The 17,370-nt window shown below is 76.5% G+C and carries 9 protein-coding genes; 2 read left to right on the forward strand and 7 right to left on the reverse strand.

The genetic code is table 11. The features are described 5' to 3' along the window. Nucleotides 1–5: 5 nt before the first annotated feature. Together K7G61_RS36930 and gabT are read right to left on the reverse strand one after the other, a co-directional pair. A complete protein-coding gene (locus K7G61_RS36930) occupies nucleotides 6–821 on the reverse strand; it encodes a phosphatase PAP2 family protein (protein WP_225846513.1) in 816 nt (271 codons plus the stop codon). Between the two features lie 163 nt (nucleotides 822–984). Next, nucleotides 985–2,316, reverse strand: a complete 1,332-nt coding sequence (gene gabT, locus K7G61_RS10910) for a 4-aminobutyrate--2-oxoglutarate transaminase (protein ID WP_225846514.1) — start codon at nucleotides 2,314–2,316, stop codon at nucleotides 985–987. Nucleotides 2,317–2,561: 245 nt separating this feature from the next. On the opposite strand from gabT, the gene K7G61_RS10915 reads away from it, so the two are divergent. Beyond that, nucleotides 2,562–4,979: an ATP/GTP-binding protein gene (locus K7G61_RS10915; RefSeq protein ID WP_225846515.1), complete on the forward strand. Its 2,418-nt coding sequence runs from the start codon at nucleotides 2,562–2,564 to the stop codon at nucleotides 4,977–4,979. Between the two features lie 127 nt (nucleotides 4,980–5,106). Next, nucleotides 5,107–6,648, forward strand: coding sequence for a PucR family transcriptional regulator (locus K7G61_RS10920; protein WP_225846516.1), 1,542 nt, complete (start codon nucleotides 5,107–5,109; stop codon nucleotides 6,646–6,648). A gap of 10 nt (nucleotides 6,649–6,658) precedes the next feature. On the opposite strand, the gene K7G61_RS10925 is transcribed toward K7G61_RS10920, so the two are convergent. From K7G61_RS10925 to K7G61_RS10945, 5 genes are all read right to left on the reverse strand, one after another. After that, a complete protein-coding gene (locus K7G61_RS10925; protein WP_263984191.1) occupies nucleotides 6,659–12,559 on the reverse strand; it encodes an SAV_2336 N-terminal domain-related protein in 5,901 nt (1,966 codons plus the stop codon). Nucleotides 12,560–12,599: 40 nt separating this feature from the next. Continuing rightward, nucleotides 12,600–13,631, reverse strand: a complete 1,032-nt coding sequence (locus K7G61_RS10930; protein WP_225846518.1) for a MoxR family ATPase — start codon at nucleotides 13,629–13,631, stop codon at nucleotides 12,600–12,602. A gap of 109 nt (nucleotides 13,632–13,740) precedes the next feature. Then, nucleotides 13,741–15,765: a hypothetical protein gene (locus K7G61_RS10935; RefSeq protein WP_225846519.1), complete on the reverse strand. Its 2,025-nt coding sequence runs from the start codon at nucleotides 15,763–15,765 to the stop codon at nucleotides 13,741–13,743. A 13-nt stretch (nucleotides 15,766–15,778) separates the two neighbouring features. Then, nucleotides 15,779–16,705 carry a trypsin-like peptidase domain-containing protein gene (locus K7G61_RS10940; RefSeq protein WP_225846520.1) on the reverse strand — a complete coding sequence of 309 codons (927 nt, stop codon included), beginning with the start codon at nucleotides 16,703–16,705 and terminating at the stop codon, nucleotides 15,779–15,781. Beyond that, nucleotides 16,702–17,253, reverse strand: a complete 552-nt coding sequence (locus tag K7G61_RS10945) for a CU044_2847 family protein (protein ID WP_225846521.1) — start codon at nucleotides 17,251–17,253, stop codon at nucleotides 16,702–16,704. The genes K7G61_RS10940 and K7G61_RS10945 overlap by 4 nt, the downstream gene beginning before the upstream one ends. Nucleotides 17,254–17,370 lie beyond the last annotated feature (117 nt).

Below are 17,370 nucleotides of genomic sequence, written 5' to 3' on the forward strand. Positions count from 1 at the left end.
CCGCCCTACGGTGACCGGCGGGACACCGTGTTGGCCGCCGCCACCCACGGCAGCAGGACCGCCGCCAGGCACCAGCTCCCCAGCACGTCCAGCGGCCAGTGGTAGTCGCACCACACCAGGGCCGCGCCCACGGCGGCGATCAGCAGCGAGGTGCCCGCGACCAGTACCCGGCGCAGCACCGCGCGGCCCAGCCACGGCAGCACCAGCAGCAGGGCGGCCCCGTAGGCCACCGACGAGGTCGCGGTGTGGCCGGAGGGGAAGTAGCCGTAGCCGCTGGGGTCCGGGCGGGTCAGGCCCGGCGGGGGGCGGTGCACGGCGGTCTTCACCGTGGTGACGACCAGGGGGAGGACGGCCATCACCACCGCGCCGGCCAGTGGCGGCAGCCACCAGCGGGCCAGGCCCGCGCGGAGCCCGAGCCACGCGGCGGCGGCCACCGCCGCCACCAGCACCGGCACCGCGACCTGGATGTTTCCGAGCTTGCACAGGTCGTGCGCGGGGGTGCTCGCGCCGCCGTGCCGGGCGGCCGCGGCCAGGACGGCGCGCAGGAGCCGGCGGTCGGGGCGGATCAGCGGGCCGTGGGAGGTGACCTGCCACGTCAGAAGGGCGAACAGGACCAGGCCGACGGCGGCGGTCGCGTACAGAAAAGTCAGCCGCCCCGGAACAGGGGGGAGAGTTCCGGGGCGACCAGGGCGATCGCCGAACCGTCCGTCCCGGGGGGTGTGGAACGAACGGCCGACGGATCGGCGAGATTCGCCGGGGCCAGCCTCGGACCCGGCGTGTTCGTGCGCGAGGGCACTGCCGTGCCGGTGATGGGGATTCACCGGCGCGTTGTCGCCCGTGGCTTTCTGGGGAGTCCGCCACGTGCGGGGTGTTCGTCGAAAACGGTACGGCAGGAAAGCGCTGCCAGGACCGCTGATCACCCGTCCGCCATCAGGCCCGCACACCTTCTTCACGCCCCCGTCTCCGGCCGCGGCAGTGCCGGTGTCACACCCCGGCCAGGGCCTCCTCCAGGATGTCGAGGCCCTCGTTCAGCAGATCCTCGCCGATGACGAGCGGCGGGAGGAAGCGCAACACGTTCCCGTACGTCCCGCAGGTGAGGACGATCAGGCCCGCCGCGTGGCACGCCTTGGCCACGGCCGAGGTCACGGCCGCGTCCGGCTCCTTGGTGCCGGGGCGGACCAGTTCGATCGCGATCATGGCGCCGCGCCCGCGGACCTCGCCGATCACCGGGAACTTCTCCCGCATCGCGTGCAGCCGGGGCGTCATGATCTCCCCGATCCGCCGCGCCCTGGCCGGCAGGTCCAGCTCCCGCATGGTCTCGATCGCGCCCAGCGCCGCCGCGCACGCGACCGGGTTGCCGCCGTAGGTGCCGCCGAGCCCGCCCGTGTGGGCCGCGTCCATGATCTCGGCGCGGCCGGTCACCGCGGCCAGCGGGAGCCCGCCGGCGATGCCCTTGGCGGTGGTGATCAGGTCCGGCACCACGCCCTCGTCCTCGCAGGCGAACCACTGGCCGGTGCGGCAGAAGCCGGTCTGGATCTCGTCCGCGACGAACACGATCCCGTTGTCCTTGGCGAACCGCGCCATCCGCGGCAGGAAGCCCTTGGCCGGCTCGATGAACCCGCCCTCGCCCGCGATCGGCTCGATGATCATCGCGGCCACGTGCTCGGGACCGATCTGCTTGGTGATCATGTCGATGGCCTGGGCGGCGGCCTCCTCGGCGGCGTTCTCCGGCCCGGTCAGCCAGCGGTAGCCGTACGCCAGCGGCACCCGGTAGACCTCGGGCGCGAACGGCCCGAAGCCCTCCTTGTACGGCATGTTCTTCGCGGTCAGCGCCATCGTCAGGTTGGTGCGGCCGTGGTAGCCGTGGTCGAAGACGACGACCGCGGGGCGCTTGGTGTAGGCGCGGGCGATCTTCACCGCGTTCTCCACCGCCTCCGCGCCGGAGTTGAACAGCGCCGACTTCTTGGCGTGGTCGCCGGGGGTCAGCTCGGCCAGCTGCTCGGCCACCTCCACGTACCCCTCGTACGGGGTGATCATGAAACAGGTGTGGGTGAAGTCGGCGAGCTGGGCCGAGGCGCGCCTGACCACCGCCTCGGCGCTGTTGCCGACGGAGGTGACGGCGATGCCGGAGCCGAAGTCGATCAGGCGGTTGCCGTCGACGTCCTCCACGATGCCGCCGCCGGCCCGGGCCACGAAGACCGGCAGGGTCACCCCGACCCCGTCCGCGACCGCCGCCGACTTGCGGGCCAGCAGTTCCCGGGACTTCGGCCCCGGAACGGCGGTGACGAGTCTGCGCTCCTGCGGCAATGCGGTCATGGCGGCCGGTCTCCCTCGTACTCGGGTCTTTCATCGCAGGCTAGGCTCCCCTTCGCGGGGCGCGCATACGCCGCCGGGTCGCACTCGGGCACCCGTATGCGCCGCCGCGTCCAGTGCGCGCGACCGCGGGGCCCGCCCGTGCCGCACCCCTGTGCCGCCCTCGTCCCGCCATGATCCTTTTACCCGGGTAGCCGCTCCACTACATTGAGCATCGTCGAGGACGAGGGGCGAGGGGCACGCGACCGATGGACGCCAAGGACTACCAGGGCACACAGGGGCACGGTCGCGACGTGCCGCCCAGGCCCGCCCACGCTCCCGTGCCGCGCCCCACCGCGCCGCCGCCCGCGCCCCCGCGGCAGGCGCCGCCGGTGTCCGCCGTCGAGCGCTGGCTGCGCGCCCCCCGGGTGTCCGACGCGCCCGGCGTGTACGCGTACGAGCACGTGCCCAAGGAGCCCGACGATCCCGACCGCGTCACCGACCGCCGGCTGATCGGCGGCGCCGTGCTGTCGTTCCTGACCGGCGCGCTGTTCTGGTCGCTGCTGGACAACGGCTACATCCCGCTGTGGCGCAAGCCGCTGACCCTGCTCACCCCGCGGGACTGGTGGAACGGCGGCGGCCTGTCCCGCCCCGAGGCCGTGGCAGCCAACCTCTACACCCTGCTGTGGACCGCCCTGATCGCCTACTACTTCGCCCGCCTGGGCAACTGGGCCGAGGTGCTGCGCCGCTACCTGCGCACCCCCGGGCAGCGGGCCCTGGCCTCGCTGGCGGCCGGCGTCGTGGTGTGGGAGCTGAGCTGGAAGGGCTACGTGCCGATCCTCGGCACCGTGCTGCCGCTCGTGCCCGCCTCATGGATAAGGGGCGGCGGCGACCAGAACACCGCGGCCGTGGTCACGTACACGATCTACACCCTCGTGGGCCTGCTGATCGCCTGGCCGTGCGCCAAGTACGGCCGGTGGGCCGACCTGCTGCGCGGGGAAACGGGCGGGCCCGCGCGGCCGGGCACCCCGCCCCCCGCCCCGCGCGCCGCCGGCCCGGCGCAGGCCGCGGGATGGGGCCCGGGCGGCCCGCCCCAGGGCACGCCCGTCCAGGCGGCGCCCGCGGCCTCGCCCGCCGAGTGGCCCGAACTGCGCGCCGCGGGACGCTTCGACGCCGCCGACCTGCTGGCCCGCGAGGTGGGCCTGGGGCGGATGAACGACGTGGACTGCGTACGGATCCGCAACGCCTGGGACGCGGTGCGCGACCGCCACGAGGGCGCCGAGGAGTTCACCGACACCGTGCTGCGGCTGGGCGGAGCGGCCTGCGTCCACCCCTCGGGCGACCGCGACCTGCCGCGCCGCGCCGCCGAGCACGACCTGCTCGGCGCCCAGGTCAGGATCGGCCGCGGACTGGCGGACAAGCGCAACGGCTACCAGTACCGCGGCTCGGACATGGCGCTCGACCCCGGCCTGCTCGGCACCGGGCTGCTGGTCGTCGGCCCGCCGGGCGCGGGCAAGACCCGCCGGGTGATGCTGCCCGTCACCGAGTCGCTGTGCCTGCAGGCCCTGACCGGCACGGCGGCCGTGGTCGCCATCGGCAGCGCCGACGCCGACCTCGGGCCGCGCGAGTCGTACGACGTCGTGATCGCGCCCGGCGACCCGTCCTCGCGTTACGACCTCGACCTGTACGGCGGCGCCGACGACCCCGACCTGGCCGCCTGGCTGCTGGCCGAGGCCCTGATCGACGGCCCGGAGCCGGAGCAGCGGCGGGCCGCCACCGCGCTGGGCCAGCTCCTGGGCCCGTACCGCGCGGCACACGGCCGGTTCCCCTCCGTTCCCGTGTTGCGCGAGCTGCTGGACGGCGTGCCGCACGTGTACGCGGCCCTGCGCGACGCCGTGGACGCGGCCGGGGCCCCGGCGCTCGTGCGCGAACTCGACGCGAGGGAGCGGCAGTCGGCCCGCCCCGGCGACATCGGCGGCGAACTCGCCGACCGGATCGCGCTCCTCGACCGGCCCGCCTTCGCCGGCTTCTTCGACACCTCCGGGCGCACCCGGCCGTTCTCCATGCAGGCCCTCGCCCACCCCCTGCGGGTACGGGTCGAACTGCCCGAACGCGGCCACGCCCAGGCGTCCCGCATCCTGGTGCGGCTGCTGCTCGCCCAGTTCACCAGCGCCGTCCTCGCCCGGCGCGACCGCTCGCTGTTCGCCTGCGTGGTCGTGGACGACGCCGGCCACGCCGTCACGCCCGGCACCGTACGCGCCCTGGCGTCGCTGCGGTCCGCGCACGCCGGCATGGTGCTGGGCCTGCGCACCCTCGACGACGTACCCGAAGGCGTCCGCGGCCCTCTGGTCGCCTCGGTCGGCTGCCGGATGGCCTTCGCCGGCATCACCCCGTGGGACGGCAGGTTCTTCTCCGAGGCGTGGGGCACCACCCGGGTCGAGACCCGCGACATCACCCACACCCCCGACCTGTCCGGCGGCACCTTCCGGCGGGCCGGGCGGGGCGTGCGGCGGCTGTTCACCGGCGAGACCGTCACCACCGAGTCCGTGACCGTCCGCGAGGTCGAACGCGAGCGCTGGTCCGCCTCCGACCTGGCCCACACCGTGCCCGCCGGGCACGCCGTCCTCTCGCTCAGCACGGTCCGCGGCGAGTACGCCGCGCCCGTGCTGCTCGACCTTCGTGGCTGAGGGGAGCACGGGGATGTACGGTGCGGCACAATTGGGGCTGCCGACCGCTACCGGCCGGACAACGCCGGCGGCCCGGCGCCCGGCCGGCCGCCCCACCGGCCCACGGCCCCCACAGCAACAGGTACGCATGCCCCTCACACTCGCGTCGCTCGCCCAGCACTCCGCACTGAAGCTCACCGTCCTCGCCGGAGAAGGCGAGCGGCTGGCCGCCGTGGTGCGCTGGGTGCACACCAGCGAACTGGACGACCCCGGGCCGTACCTGGAAGGCGGCGAACTGCTGCTGACCACCGGCCTCAAGCTGGAGATCGACGACGGGCGGGCGATGCGCGGCTACGTACGGCGCCTCGCGGCGGCCGGCGTCGTCGGCCTCGGCTTCGGCGTCGGGGTCGGCCACGACGAGGTGCCGCGCTGCCTGGTCGACGCGGCCGCGCACGAGGGCCTGCCGCTGCTGGAGGTGCCGCGCCGCACCCCCTTCATCGCCATCAGCAAGGCCGTCTCCGCGGCCCTGGCCGCCGAGCAGTACAAGGCGGTCACCGCGGGCTTCGAGGCGCAGCGCGAACTCACCCGGGCGGCCCTGGCACCCGACGGGACGGCCGCCCTGCTGGCCCGACTGGCCGCCCACCTCGACGGCTGGGCCGCGCTGTACGACGCGTCCGGCGCCGTCCTGGCCGCCGCCCCGGAATGGGCCGGGCGGCGGGCGGCGCGGCTCGCCGGCGAGATCGACCGGCTGCGCGACACCCCGGCCCCGGCCAGCGCCGCCGTCGCCGGCCCGGCCGGCACCGAGGACCGCGTGGAGCTGCAGTCGCTCGGCACGGGCCGCCGGCCGCGCGGCTTCCTCGCCGTCGGCACCGAGGAGCGGCTCGACACCGCGGCGAGGTACGTCGTCAACGCCGCGGTCGCCCTGCTGACGCTCTCACTGGAGCAGTCCCGCACCCTCCAGGACGCCCAGGCCCGGCTGGCCGCCGCGCTGCTGCGGATGCTGCTTGCGGGCGAGCCCGGCCACGCCCGCAGCGTCGCCGGACGGCTCTACGGCACCTTGTTCGAGCACCCGCTGCGGCTGCTGATCGCCGAACCCGCCGAGACGGGCAGCGCCCCGGAGGCCGTCGCTCTCCTGGCCGAACGCGCCGAGACCGCCGCCGCCCGAGCGGGCGAGCCCCTGCTCACCGTCCGCGACGGCTCCCGGCTGCTGCTGCTCGCCGCCGAGGACGCCCTGTGCCTGGCGAGCGCCGCCGAACTGGCCGAGAGCTCGGCCGGTGTGGCCGCCGGCCTGTCCGCCTCCGTCGACCCGGCAGGCGTGCCCGAGGCCCACCGCCAGGCGGAGCGCGCCCTGGCCGTCGCCCTGCGCCGCGGCCGCAACCTCGTCGAACACGGAGAGGTCGGGGCCGGCTCGGTCATGCCGCTGCTCGCCGACGAGGCCGTCCGCGCCTTCTCCGAGGGCCTGCTGCGCCCGCTGCGCGAGCACGACGCGACCGCCCGCGGCGACCTGGTCGCCTCCCTCGCGGCCTGGCTGTCCCACCACGGCCAGTGGGACGCGGCTGCCGCCGACCTCGGCGTCCACCGCCACACCCTCCGCTACCGCATGCGCCGCGTCGAGGAGATCCTGGGCCGCTCCCTGGACGACCCCGACGTGCGGATGGAGCTGTGGCTGGCACTGAAGGCGGGGGCGTAGCACCGGGAGCTCACGTCTCCGGCAGGCTACGCAGGAGTTCGTGGCGCATCGCGGCGGCGAGCCGGGCCTGAGCGTCCTGCGCCTCCTGCGGCCGCCGGGCCAGACGGGACCGGGCCATGAGAGCGGTCACCCGGTCCTGGTGGGGGGTGGACGAGCCGTGCAGGCGGTTCAGAAGGTCCTGCGCCTCGTCCACGGCGTCGCGCGCGTGACGCGGCGAGCCGTCCAGGAACCAGGCCAGGGCGAGGTGGAGGAGGATCCGCGGCAGCAGCGGGCTGTTCCGCCCGTACGCGTCCGTGACGGCCTCCCGGGCCGTTTCCAGGACGGAGGCGGCTCTCCCGAAGCGCCCGCCGGCGAGTGCCAGGCGGCCCTCGACCGTCATCCGGCGCGAGAGGAGGTCGGCGCGCCGCCTGCGCGTGGCAAGACGCTCGTCGAGCTCGTTCAGGGTCCTCATGACGGCCAGGGGGGCGCTGTACGGCCCGCCGCCCGAGGCGTGCCACAGGCCGCCGGTCTCCCGCACCAGCAGGGCCTCCACGTAGCGCTCGGTGAGCTCCGCGAAGACCTCGGCGTACTCGGCGGGCACCGAGGCCAGGAGTTCGGCCGGCGACTCGGGCCGCCCGTCCGGCGTCTGCCACATCCGCCAGCGGGCCATCTGGACGACGGAGACGGTGTTCACCGGGGTGTCCGGTACGAGGGGTGCGGGGTCGCGCCCCGCCGGGCCGCGCGGACCGGCCGCGGACCGGAGGGCCCCCGCCTCGGCGCCGCCGGGGTCGCCCGGACCGGCGGGAGCCATGCCGGGTTCTCCGGTCAAGTCGTCGACCACCAAGGCGACTTCCGCCATGAGCAGCGCGTGCCGACCCTGGGCCAACCGGGCCTCGGTGAGGGAGGCCGCGTCGGCTCCGTCCGCGGGCATGCCGACCAGCCCCCGCATCTGCGACAGATGCCGCGCCGCACCGGACAGGTCACCGCCCGTCAGGCGCTGCCGTATCCGCTCCTCCAGCAGCCGCAGGGCGAGGCCCCGGTCGGCTGCCGCGGCCCCCTCCGCCGCCCTCGACTCGACCTGCGCCGCCGCCAGGTCACCGGTCAGCAGCGAGAGCCGGGCCCGGGCCAGCACAGCAGCGGCGGCCCGGGGAGACTCAGCCGGCTCCCCGTGCAGGATTTCGTTCCACACCAGCCGGCTGCCGACGACGTCCCCGCGCGCCGTCCTGACCCGCAGATGTGCCATGGACAGCCGCGCCCTCGCGTCCGTGTACCGAACGTCCCCGAACAACGCCGGCGACGATTCGGCCTCCCGCAGCACCCCCCCGGCCTCGTCGTAGCGCCCGCGCACCAGCAGGTACGCGATCCAGCGCGTGAGCACGGCACGTGCCCGGCCGGCGGCTTCCTCCGCCGCGGAGCGGTACGTCAGCCCAAGGACGACCGTGGGCAGTGGCCGCGCCCCCTCCTCCAGGACCCGGTACGGCACCCAGGTCGCCGGGTCGGCAGTGGGCTCGGGGCACACCAGGCCCAGAATCCCGAGCAGCCGGGACTCGCACGCGCGTTCGTGGGTGCCGTTCAGCGCCACGTCCTCCGTGCGGGAGCGGGACAGGCGCCCGTCCGGCAGCCGGCTCAGCCTCCCGGAGGCGATGTGGCGGCCGACCGACTCCTGGTCGTGGGGAGCCAGGAGGGACAGCGCCTCCCGTGAGACGCCGTTCGGGCCGTCCGCCAAGCGGGAGACGAGCCACAGCAAATCGTCACCCTGCCAGCGCAGTTCGGGCGCGTACGCCCCGGCCGGCCCCGGCTCGGGGGTCCCGGGCCGGGGCCGGCCGGAGCGGGTCCCGGGCGCCGTGCCGCCGTCCGGCCGCTCCGGGCCGGCGAGTTCCGCGAGCAGCGCGCGCACGTCCCACAACTGCTTCAGGTCGTCACCCTTCGAGGCGGTGGCCAGCAGGCCCCTGCCGTCCGGTGCCGTGAAGCCGGCGACGGCGGTGAAGCGGCTCGGGTCGGCGGTCAGCAGGCAGCGCCGGTTCGCCCCGGCGACCTCCCACAGCCGGATCGCCCCGTCCCGGCCGAGCGCGACCAGGACATCGCTCCGGTCGCGGCCGGGGACGGTGGCCAGTGACACGGCGTCGGCCGGCATGCCGGTCAGCCACGGCGGCAACGGGAGCTCTTCGAACGTGGCCGCGTCCAGCAGCGCCACGGAGCCGCTCGCGGTCACGGCGAGCCCGTACCACCCGCCGTCCGCGGCGGTGAAGAAGGTGAGCGCGACGCACCGGCGCAGGCGACTGGTGGGAGGGCCGTCCATCTTGAGCCTGCCCGCCCGCCACAGGCGTACCGGCACGGCCTGCCCGAACGTCACGAGGACGTCCACGCCGTCCGGGCCGGTGAAGGCCGCCAGCCCCTCGATCGCGCGGTCTTCGGCGCCGGCGATCGCGGAGGTGACGGTGGACCGCCGTCCCCTCGTCCCGAGGTCGTACACCGTGACCTCGCGGCTGCCGTCGGCGACCGCGATCGAGGGGGCGCCGGACTCGTCACGGAGGGCCGCGAGGGAGGTGACGCGGCCGGAATGGGGCAGCGCCGCTCCTGGAGCCGCCGGCCCCTGGACCGGCTTGCCCTGGTGGTCGGGGGGCCAGACCCACCGGTTCAGCCGCACCGGCGCCACCTCGTCGGAGTCGGCGACCCACGTCGAGCCGTTCGCGGCCAGACCGGCCAGGTGGTGCTCGGACCCCGTCGGACGCCACCACTGATCCAGCGGCTTGGGGCGGTTGGCGCGCAGTCCCAGCTCGCGGGCGAACAGCAGCCGGACGTCCATGCGCGTCAATTCGTCGGGCATCACGGGCAGCCGCCGCGCCAGTTCGCGGATGCGGCGCTCGGCGTCCGGGTCGCGGTCGAGCAGACCGGGGGCCGCGTGCGCCAGCAGGTAATCGGCGATCTCGGACGGGCTCAGGGGACCGAGGGTGAGGACGGCGAAGTTCTCGTGCAGCCGGCCCTCCGCCGCGGACTCGGTGGTGATGACCACGGATCCCCGGCCGAACCACGGGATGAGCGGGTCGAAGTCGCGCGGGTCCCGGTCCGGCGGCAGACCCTCGTAGACCAGCAGCCAGCCGGGATGGTCGGCGAGGAGGTGCCAGGTGCCGCGCCACGGAGCGCGGTCGGGGTCCCCGGCCAGGGCGGCCCGCAGGGCGGCGACGCCCCTCCTCATGGCGCTCTCGCTCGTGGCGTCGATGACGTGCACGAGGCTGTGCCGGGCGCCGTACCTGGCGACGTACTCCTTGACCAGCCGGCGGCGCCCGGAGCCCGGCGGCCCCTGCAGGACGGCGACCGCCGAGAGGTCCTGTGCCTCAGCCCCGGCCGGATCGCCCGGTGGTCCGGCGCCGGGGGCCAGGGCCGCGCCGAGCATGTCGAGCAGCCGTGCGCCCCCGGCCATGGGTTCCGGCTCGCCCCGGCGGGTCGGAACCGGCAGCACCGGGTTGAGCAGGTCGGGGCGCGGGACGGCCGGGGTACGGGCCGGAGGGCGGCCCGGGGCGGGCGTCCCGGTCTCCGGAGTACGCGGGGCGGGCGCCGGCGCCATCCCTTCCGGCAGCGGGATGCGCGCGCCCGCGGCGGCGGCCAGTCGTTCGGCGAGGGCGCGGTGGTGGCCGCCGGCGCCGCTGAGCACCGCGACCGCGACCTCGGTGAACGGCAGGCTCGTCTCGGGCAGGTGCCGCCCCGGCGGCAGAGCAGGGCCGGTGCGGGGGCCGTTCGCCGCCCCCTGGTCCCCGGCCGCGCCCCCGGCACCGTTCGCCGGCGCGGCCAGCGCGCGGAAGTCGAGAGTGCCGCCGAAGGTGGCCGCGACCCGGCCGGAGACCTTCGCCAGGACGTCCTCCAGCACGTGCAGGGACTCGGTGCGGGTCAGCTCCGCCAGCAGTTCCTCGCGTACGCCGGGCACGAAGTCGTAGACGACCTCGTCCGGGTCGGCGGGCCCGGCCGCGCCGCCGCGGCGCTCGACGATGCCCGACAGGAACACCTCGGCCAGGTCGGTCTGCCCGGACCCCGGCATGGTCGCCTGCTGGACCAGCCGCATCACCGGCAGGCTGAGCGGCGCGGCGGCCAGGTGGCAGGCCAGCCGGAAGGCCCGCGGGGAGCACCCGGCCCGGAAGCGCGCGACCCGCTCGCCCGCGTCGGCCGGCGGGGCGGCGGCCGGTGACCGCCGGGGCCTGGCCACCCCGCGTACGGGAGCGGCGAGCATCGGCGCCCACCCCGCAACGCGCCCCGCGATCAGCCCCGCCCAGGGCGCGAGCCACCTGCCGTCCACCTCCATGACCGGCAACCACCGCACGGGGGAGGGCTTTACGAGTCTTTCGGGCGTGGGCGGTGAGAGGGGCGGCGGGCCGCCGGTCCCGGCGGCGGTGGGGTACGTGGTGGGGTACGTGGGGCCGGGCGCCCGCGGCGCGGGCGTGTCGCCGGGACCGGCCGCCGACGTGGTCCCGGCGGGGCGCAGGTGGCCGGGGAGGGGCACCTGGGGGCGGACCTCGGGGACGGGGCGGGCGGCGTCGGGGACGCGGAGCTCGACGGGGAAGGCGCGCAGGGCGGTGCGGTGCCACAGGCGGCGGGGGAGGACCTGCAGGGCGGCCGCGGGGCGTTCCGCGGCGACGCGGGCGAGGAAATCGGGCAGCCGGTCGCCGTACCAGGCGGGGCCGACGCCGTCGGTCAGGACGAGCAGCACCCTGCGGCCGGAGGGGTCCTCCAGGGGGCCGGGCCAGCGCAGCGCCTTCGCCGGCTCCGCTTCCGCGTGCCGGCGGCGGAACGCGGACAGCCGGGGCACCGGCCGGTCCGTGTCGAGCGACCAGCACCGTACGCCCGCGAAGGCGCCGTGCCGCTCCAGCACGGTGCACAGCTCCGCCGCGAGGCCGTGCCAGACGGCCATGGTCGCGCCCGTGTCCACCAGCAGGTCCAGCCGGAAGCGGCGTTCGCTCGCCGGGCGCCACACCGGCATCAGGCGGGCTCCCGCGTCGGCGGGCCGCCCGATCGCCGCCTCGCCCGTGGCCTGCGCGGTCGCCTCCTCGTCCAGCAGCGCGGAACCCGGCGAGTCGACCGACTGGCGCAGCGGCCGCAGGGCGCGGGCCAGGTCCAGCGTGCCGGTGAGCGCGGGCGGCCGCGTCACCCGTACGACGTGCCCGGCGCCGGATCCCGCCGTCTCCGGCCCGGCGTCCGGGCGCATGGGGTGCAGGCCGACCTTGGGTTCGGGGGCGCGTCCGGACGCGGCGGGCGGCCCGGCGTCCGGACGCCTTGAGGCCGGTGGCCGCGGCGCCGGAGGACCGGCCGCGCCCCGGTCCCGCACATCGCGCGGCCGAGGCGGCGTCACAGGCTGCCCAGGTCCGTCCCCGCGAGGCTCACCCGCGTCGGCGCTGCCGGCGTCCGGCGGGCCGAGCCCGGCGAGCCGCGCCATCCACAGCACGTCGGCCAGGTCGGCGGCGGAGGGGCCGCCGTCCTGCCGCTCCGCCCCGCCCAGCAGCCCGAGCAGCGCCTCACGCAGCCCGCCACGGCCGTCGGCACCGCCGGAAGGGTCGGCGCCCTCAGCACCGCCTGCCCCCGTACCGCCGTCGCCCCCGCCGCCGATGTCCGCCGGACCGTGCGGATCCTCCGGGCGCGGCGGTGGTCCGCCGCGGCCGTCGGCACCCGTAGCGCCGTCGCCTTCGCCGGCGGTGTCCGCGGGACCGTGTGGATCCTCCGGGCGCGGCGGTGGTCCGCCGCGGCCGTCGGCCCCCGTACCGCCTTCGCCTTCGCCGGCGGTGTCCGCGGGACCGTGTGGATCCTCCGGGCGCGGCGGTGGTCCGCCGCGGCCGTCGGCCCCCGTACCGCCTTCGCCTCCGCCGCCGATGTCCGCCGGACCGTGCGGATCCTCCGGGCGCGGCGGTGATCCGCCGCGCCGCTCGCCCGTCCCGCCGTCCTCTCGCATCCCAGCCCTCGTTCCGCGTCCCCGGCCCTCGCCCCCCGCCTCAGCCCTCGTTCAGCGGCCGCAGCAGCACGTCCTCGACGACCTCGCGGTCCTGCGGGCGGCCCCAAAGGCCGCGCCCGGCCATCAGAAGGGCGTTGAGCAGCTGGTCGTTGGCGAGTTCGGCGCCGTCCTCGCGCCGGCGGCGCAGGAACTCGGCGATCAGCGCGGTACGGGTGGGCTCATCGGGGGAGCCGTCGCCGAGGTGGGCGGCGACCATGGCGGCGAGGCGGTCCCCGTCCGGCGGACGGATCTCCAGGCGGACGCAGCGGCGCAGGAAGGCCGCGGGGAACTCGCGTTCCGCGTTGCTGGTGAGCACGGTCAACGGGAACTGCGCGCAGCGGACCACGCCCTCCGTGACCGTCGCCGTCCGCGAGCCGTCGGCCGTCATCACCTCCTGGTCGCCGGGGCCGAGCCTGGCCAGTTCCGGGATCGCGAACTCGCCCTCCTCGAAGACGTTCAGCAGGTCGTTCGGCAGGTCCAGATCGCTCTTGTCGATCTCGTCGATGAGCAGCACCCGAGGGTGCCGCCATGGCAGCAGCGCGGTGCCGAGCGGGCCGAGCCGCAGGTAACGGCCGATCGCCGGGGCCTTCGCGCGGTCGCCCACCATGCCCGCGTCGTGCAGCCGGCCGATCGCGTCGTACGCGTACAGGCCGTCGCGCAGGGTCGTCCGGCTGGTGATCGGCCAGCGCAGCACCGGGCCGAGACGCAGTTCGTGCGCCACCGCGTAGGCCAGGGTCGACTTGCCGACGCCGGGCTTGCCGGTGACCAGCAGCGGGCGGCGCAAGTGCAGCGCCAGGTTGACCAGTTGGATCTCCCGCTCGTCGGCCTGGTACGCGGCGGCCTGTCGGTCGCGGCCCAGCCGGCGGGCGGTCGCCCCGGTGGTCTCGGCCTCGTCGGCGGGCGGCAGCGGCGGCTCGTCGGCGCCGGGCACGGCGAAGGAACGCCACGAGGGCGCATCCGGCAGGCGCGTGATGCCGTCGTGCGGGACGCCCGTACCCCGGTACACCCACCAGGGTTCGCTGTTCGCCGTCACCTCAGCGCTCCTCACCGTCGAACTCTTGGTCCCGCTCACCGTCGTACCCGCCCCCGTCGCCGTGTCTGCCCCGTACCGGCCGCCCCGTCTCCGGGACCCCGCGCCGTCCTCACGCCATCCCCGCGAACGGCATGTCCTGGTCGGCGTCCACGCAGTAGGGGTCGTCCCACAGCAGCGTGATGTTGTTGCGCACGTCCGCCTCCCCGGCCGTCCTGCCCTGCCTGCGGCAGTGGTGAACGGTCTCCGGCAGGTCGCGCAGCCGCTTGGGGGAGTGGTCACGCAAGGCGTCGAGCAGTTCCGCCGGGTCGCCGCGGTCGCGGCGCCAGACCATCGCCGGGACGCCCTCCATGAACAGCGCGTCGCTCACGGCCGCCTTGTTGCGCGCGGTGAGCCGGTCGTACGGCTCGCTCAGGCCGAGGCAGGCCAGCTCGGGCCGCTGGGCCAGCCACCGGATCAGCGCGGGCACCGGCCCCTCGTCCAGCGGCGGCCAGGCGATGCGGTCCAGCGGGTCGCCGCCGGTACCGCCGGTACTTCCCGCGCCTCCCGCGCCCGCCTCCCGCGCCTCGCCGTCCCGGCCCGCCAGGCCGTCCTCGCCGTTCCCGTCGCCGTACTCCGGCGGGTCCTGGCACAGGTGGTCCCAACGGCGCCGCCACGGGCCCTGGTCCAGCCAGTGGTCGCTGTAGCGTTCGAGGGAGCGCACGACGACCGGGTGGTGGCGGCCCAGCGGGGTCTGGGACGGCCCGGCCGACCACAGTTCCGCGCGGTGGCCCAGCAGTGTCGCCGGCAGCAGGAACTCCACCCGCACCTTTCCCTCGGCCGCCCGCACCTCGCGGGCCAGCTCCCGCCAGCCGGTCATCCGCGCGCTGCCCACGTCGGCCAGCGCGCTGCGGGGGAACGGGGCGGTCGGCTCCAGCGACCTGACGTGCTCCAGCGGCCCGTCCTCGGCGGGCAGGCGGTAGTACGCGGCCCACATCTGGTACTGCTCGTCGGCGACGTGCGGCGCATCCACCGGTTCCACCCGGATCTGCACGATGAGCCGGCCGCCGACCGCGGCCCGGCGCGGAGGCGGGCCGAGTGCCGTCAGCAGGTCGCGCAGCGGATCCAGCCGCCGCCTGTCGCCGGGCAGCGTCCTGTCGTGCGCCACCGCGTGCAGGAAGCGCAGCAGCGGCTCGCCGTCCTCGGGCCGCGGCCCGCGACCCGGGGCGCGGCGCCGGTCCGACAGCCGCAGCAGGATCTGCGGCAGCGTCTCGCGGCCGGTCAGGCCACCCGTGCCGCGGACGCCCGCCGGGACGTGGTGGACCAGCCGCTCGGGCCCGGGCAGCTCCGGCACCCCGTACAGCGCCCGCACCAGCTCCACCGCCTCCCCGGACGGCAGCGGCGACACCCCGTTCAGCGCGCACACCGTCAACTCCACCCAAGCGAGCGCCCGGTCGTCGGGGTACGCCTCGCGCAGCGCCTTCGCCAGGGCGTCGAGCGCCGCCACGGGATCCGGCCGCGTCTCGACCGCCCGCACGATCGCGGCCAGGTGGTCCCTGGCCCTGTCGTGGTACGGCACGTCCAGGGGGAACCGCGCGGCCCCGCCCGGCTCCGGGTACGGGGCCGCGGCCGCGTCCATCCGCTCCAGGAGGTCGGTCCTGGCCGCGGGGCGGGCGAGCGCCGGGAAGCGGCCGAGCAGATCGGCCAGCAGCCCGGCGGCCCCCGGCGGCCACGGAGAAGCGGCGGCCGGCGGCCACACCGGATCGGCGGTGGTCGGCGGCAATGGCGGCGGATCGGTGGCCGGCGGCATTGGCGGCGGGTCGGTGGTCGGCGGCCCGGGCGTCGGGTCGGCGGTCGGCGGCCAGGGTGCGGGTGGCACCGCGGTCGGCGCGGCAGGGTCCGGTACGGCCGCGTCCTGGCCGCGGACCGCGTCCTGGCCGCCGGCCGTGTGAGCCGGTGCCGTCGTGCCCGGGGCACCCGCTGCCGGCACGGGTACGGCGGCCCCGTCGGGCACGGCGACACCGTCGGCCCCGTCCGGCCCGCCGAGCCCGGCGCGCGCGTCGTTCCGCGCCCGCTCGTCGCCGCCCTCGGCGGCGTCCCGCGCGGCCGCCTTCGCGGCCTTGGCCAGCATCCGCTTCGCCCAGCTCTTGTCCGCCATGCCCATCCCCGTCCTACGCGCCTCCCCGGGCCGCCGGTTCACCGGTCGCCCGCACGACCAGCTCCCGCAGGCCCTCCAGCGCCCGGTCGTACGGCACGACTTCCTCCATCGCGGTGAACAGCGCGGTGAACGCGGCCCGTTCGTCCCTGAAGCGGCGGCAGGCGGCGACCAGTTGGAAGAGGTGCTCGCGGCGGGACGGGCGGTCGCCGACCTCGAAGGAGTACGGCAGGCCGAGGTGGTCGCCCATGCGGTCGGCCAGGTCGTAGCGGGCCTCGGGGCGGGTGAGCGCCGGGAAGGCCATCAGGGCGTCGACGAATTCGGCGTCGGAGGGCGGGGCCGCGGTCGCGGGGAGCGGATCCGCCGGGACGCCGAGCAGCGCGCGCAGCGCGGTGACGGGTGTGAACCAGCCGCCCTGCGCGTCCGCGTACGACCGGCTGCCCTTGAGGACGCCCGCGACAAGGCCGTCGCCGTCCACCAGCATGCTGCCGCTGAAGCCGTCGCGTACGCCGTCGCCGAGCACCCGCAGGTAGCCCGCCGAGCGGGCGCCGACCCGTAAGGACAGCGTGTCGGGCTGCACGCCCGGCGTCGGCGTGTGCAGCGAGTAGCCCACGGCCGTCACCTCTGTGCCGGGTGGCGGGTCCGCGGCGGCGGTCACCGCCACGGCGTGCCCTGCGGGCACCGGACCGCGCAGCAGCGCCAGGTCCGGGTACGGGTGGAAGCGCGCGTGGCCGGCCAGGGGAGGGTGCGCCTCGATCCCGCCGGCCGCGACCTCGTACGACCCGCCCTCCCACGCCACCCGTACGGCCCCCGCCACCCCGGCGACCACGTGCGCGGCCGTCACGACGAGCCCCGGCGCGGCGAAGAAGCCGCTGCCCAGGAAGTCGGCGCCGCGGTGCAGGGCGACGGCGGCGGCGCGCCCCGGGTCGGCGTCGGGCGTCACGCGGCGGGTCCCGCGCCGGGCGCGGCCTGGGCGTCCGTATCCGTGCCACCGGAGCCGGAGCCGGAGCCGGAGCCGGAGCCGGAGCCGGAACCAGCATCGGCATCGGCATCGGCACCGGTTCCCGGCCCGGAGCCGCCCGGCGGCGCGGGCGCGAAAGGCGCCGTGGCCGCCGCCGCCCGGCGGGCCGCCAGGTCCCACGACAGCCGGACCGTCAGGCCCGCCTCGGCTCCCGCTTCCGCGATGATGCCGAGCAACTGGCCCGACTTCACCGCGAGTTTCAGGCCGAACTCGACCTCGAAGGCGTCCGGGGCGCCTGCCGCGCCGCCCTCGGTGACCGTCCGCTCGGCCCACCGGCCCACACCGCGCACGGTCTCGCGCACCTGGTCGAGGGTGAGGGCCACCGCCGAGCCCAGTTCCGCGGCCCTGCCGCGCACCCCCACGTCCCCGTAACCGCCGGTCTCGGCCTCGTGCGCGAAGGGCACCTCACCGACGATCTCCGCCTGGACGGTCGAGCCGTCGCCGAGATCGATCCTCACCGTTTCTGCCAAGGCGTTCTCCTCCCCCGGCCAGCAGGATAGCCGCGGCCGGGGGCCCGTCCGGGGCCGAACCCGGTGTGCTGGCCAAACCGTAGTGCCGTCGCGGCACCGTACTACGCCGTGGACAAC

This window comes from Streptomyces sp. HPF1205 (assembly GCF_020400825.1).
In the GTDB taxonomy this organism is placed as follows: Bacteria; Actinomycetota; Actinomycetes; order Streptomycetales; family Streptomycetaceae; genus Actinacidiphila.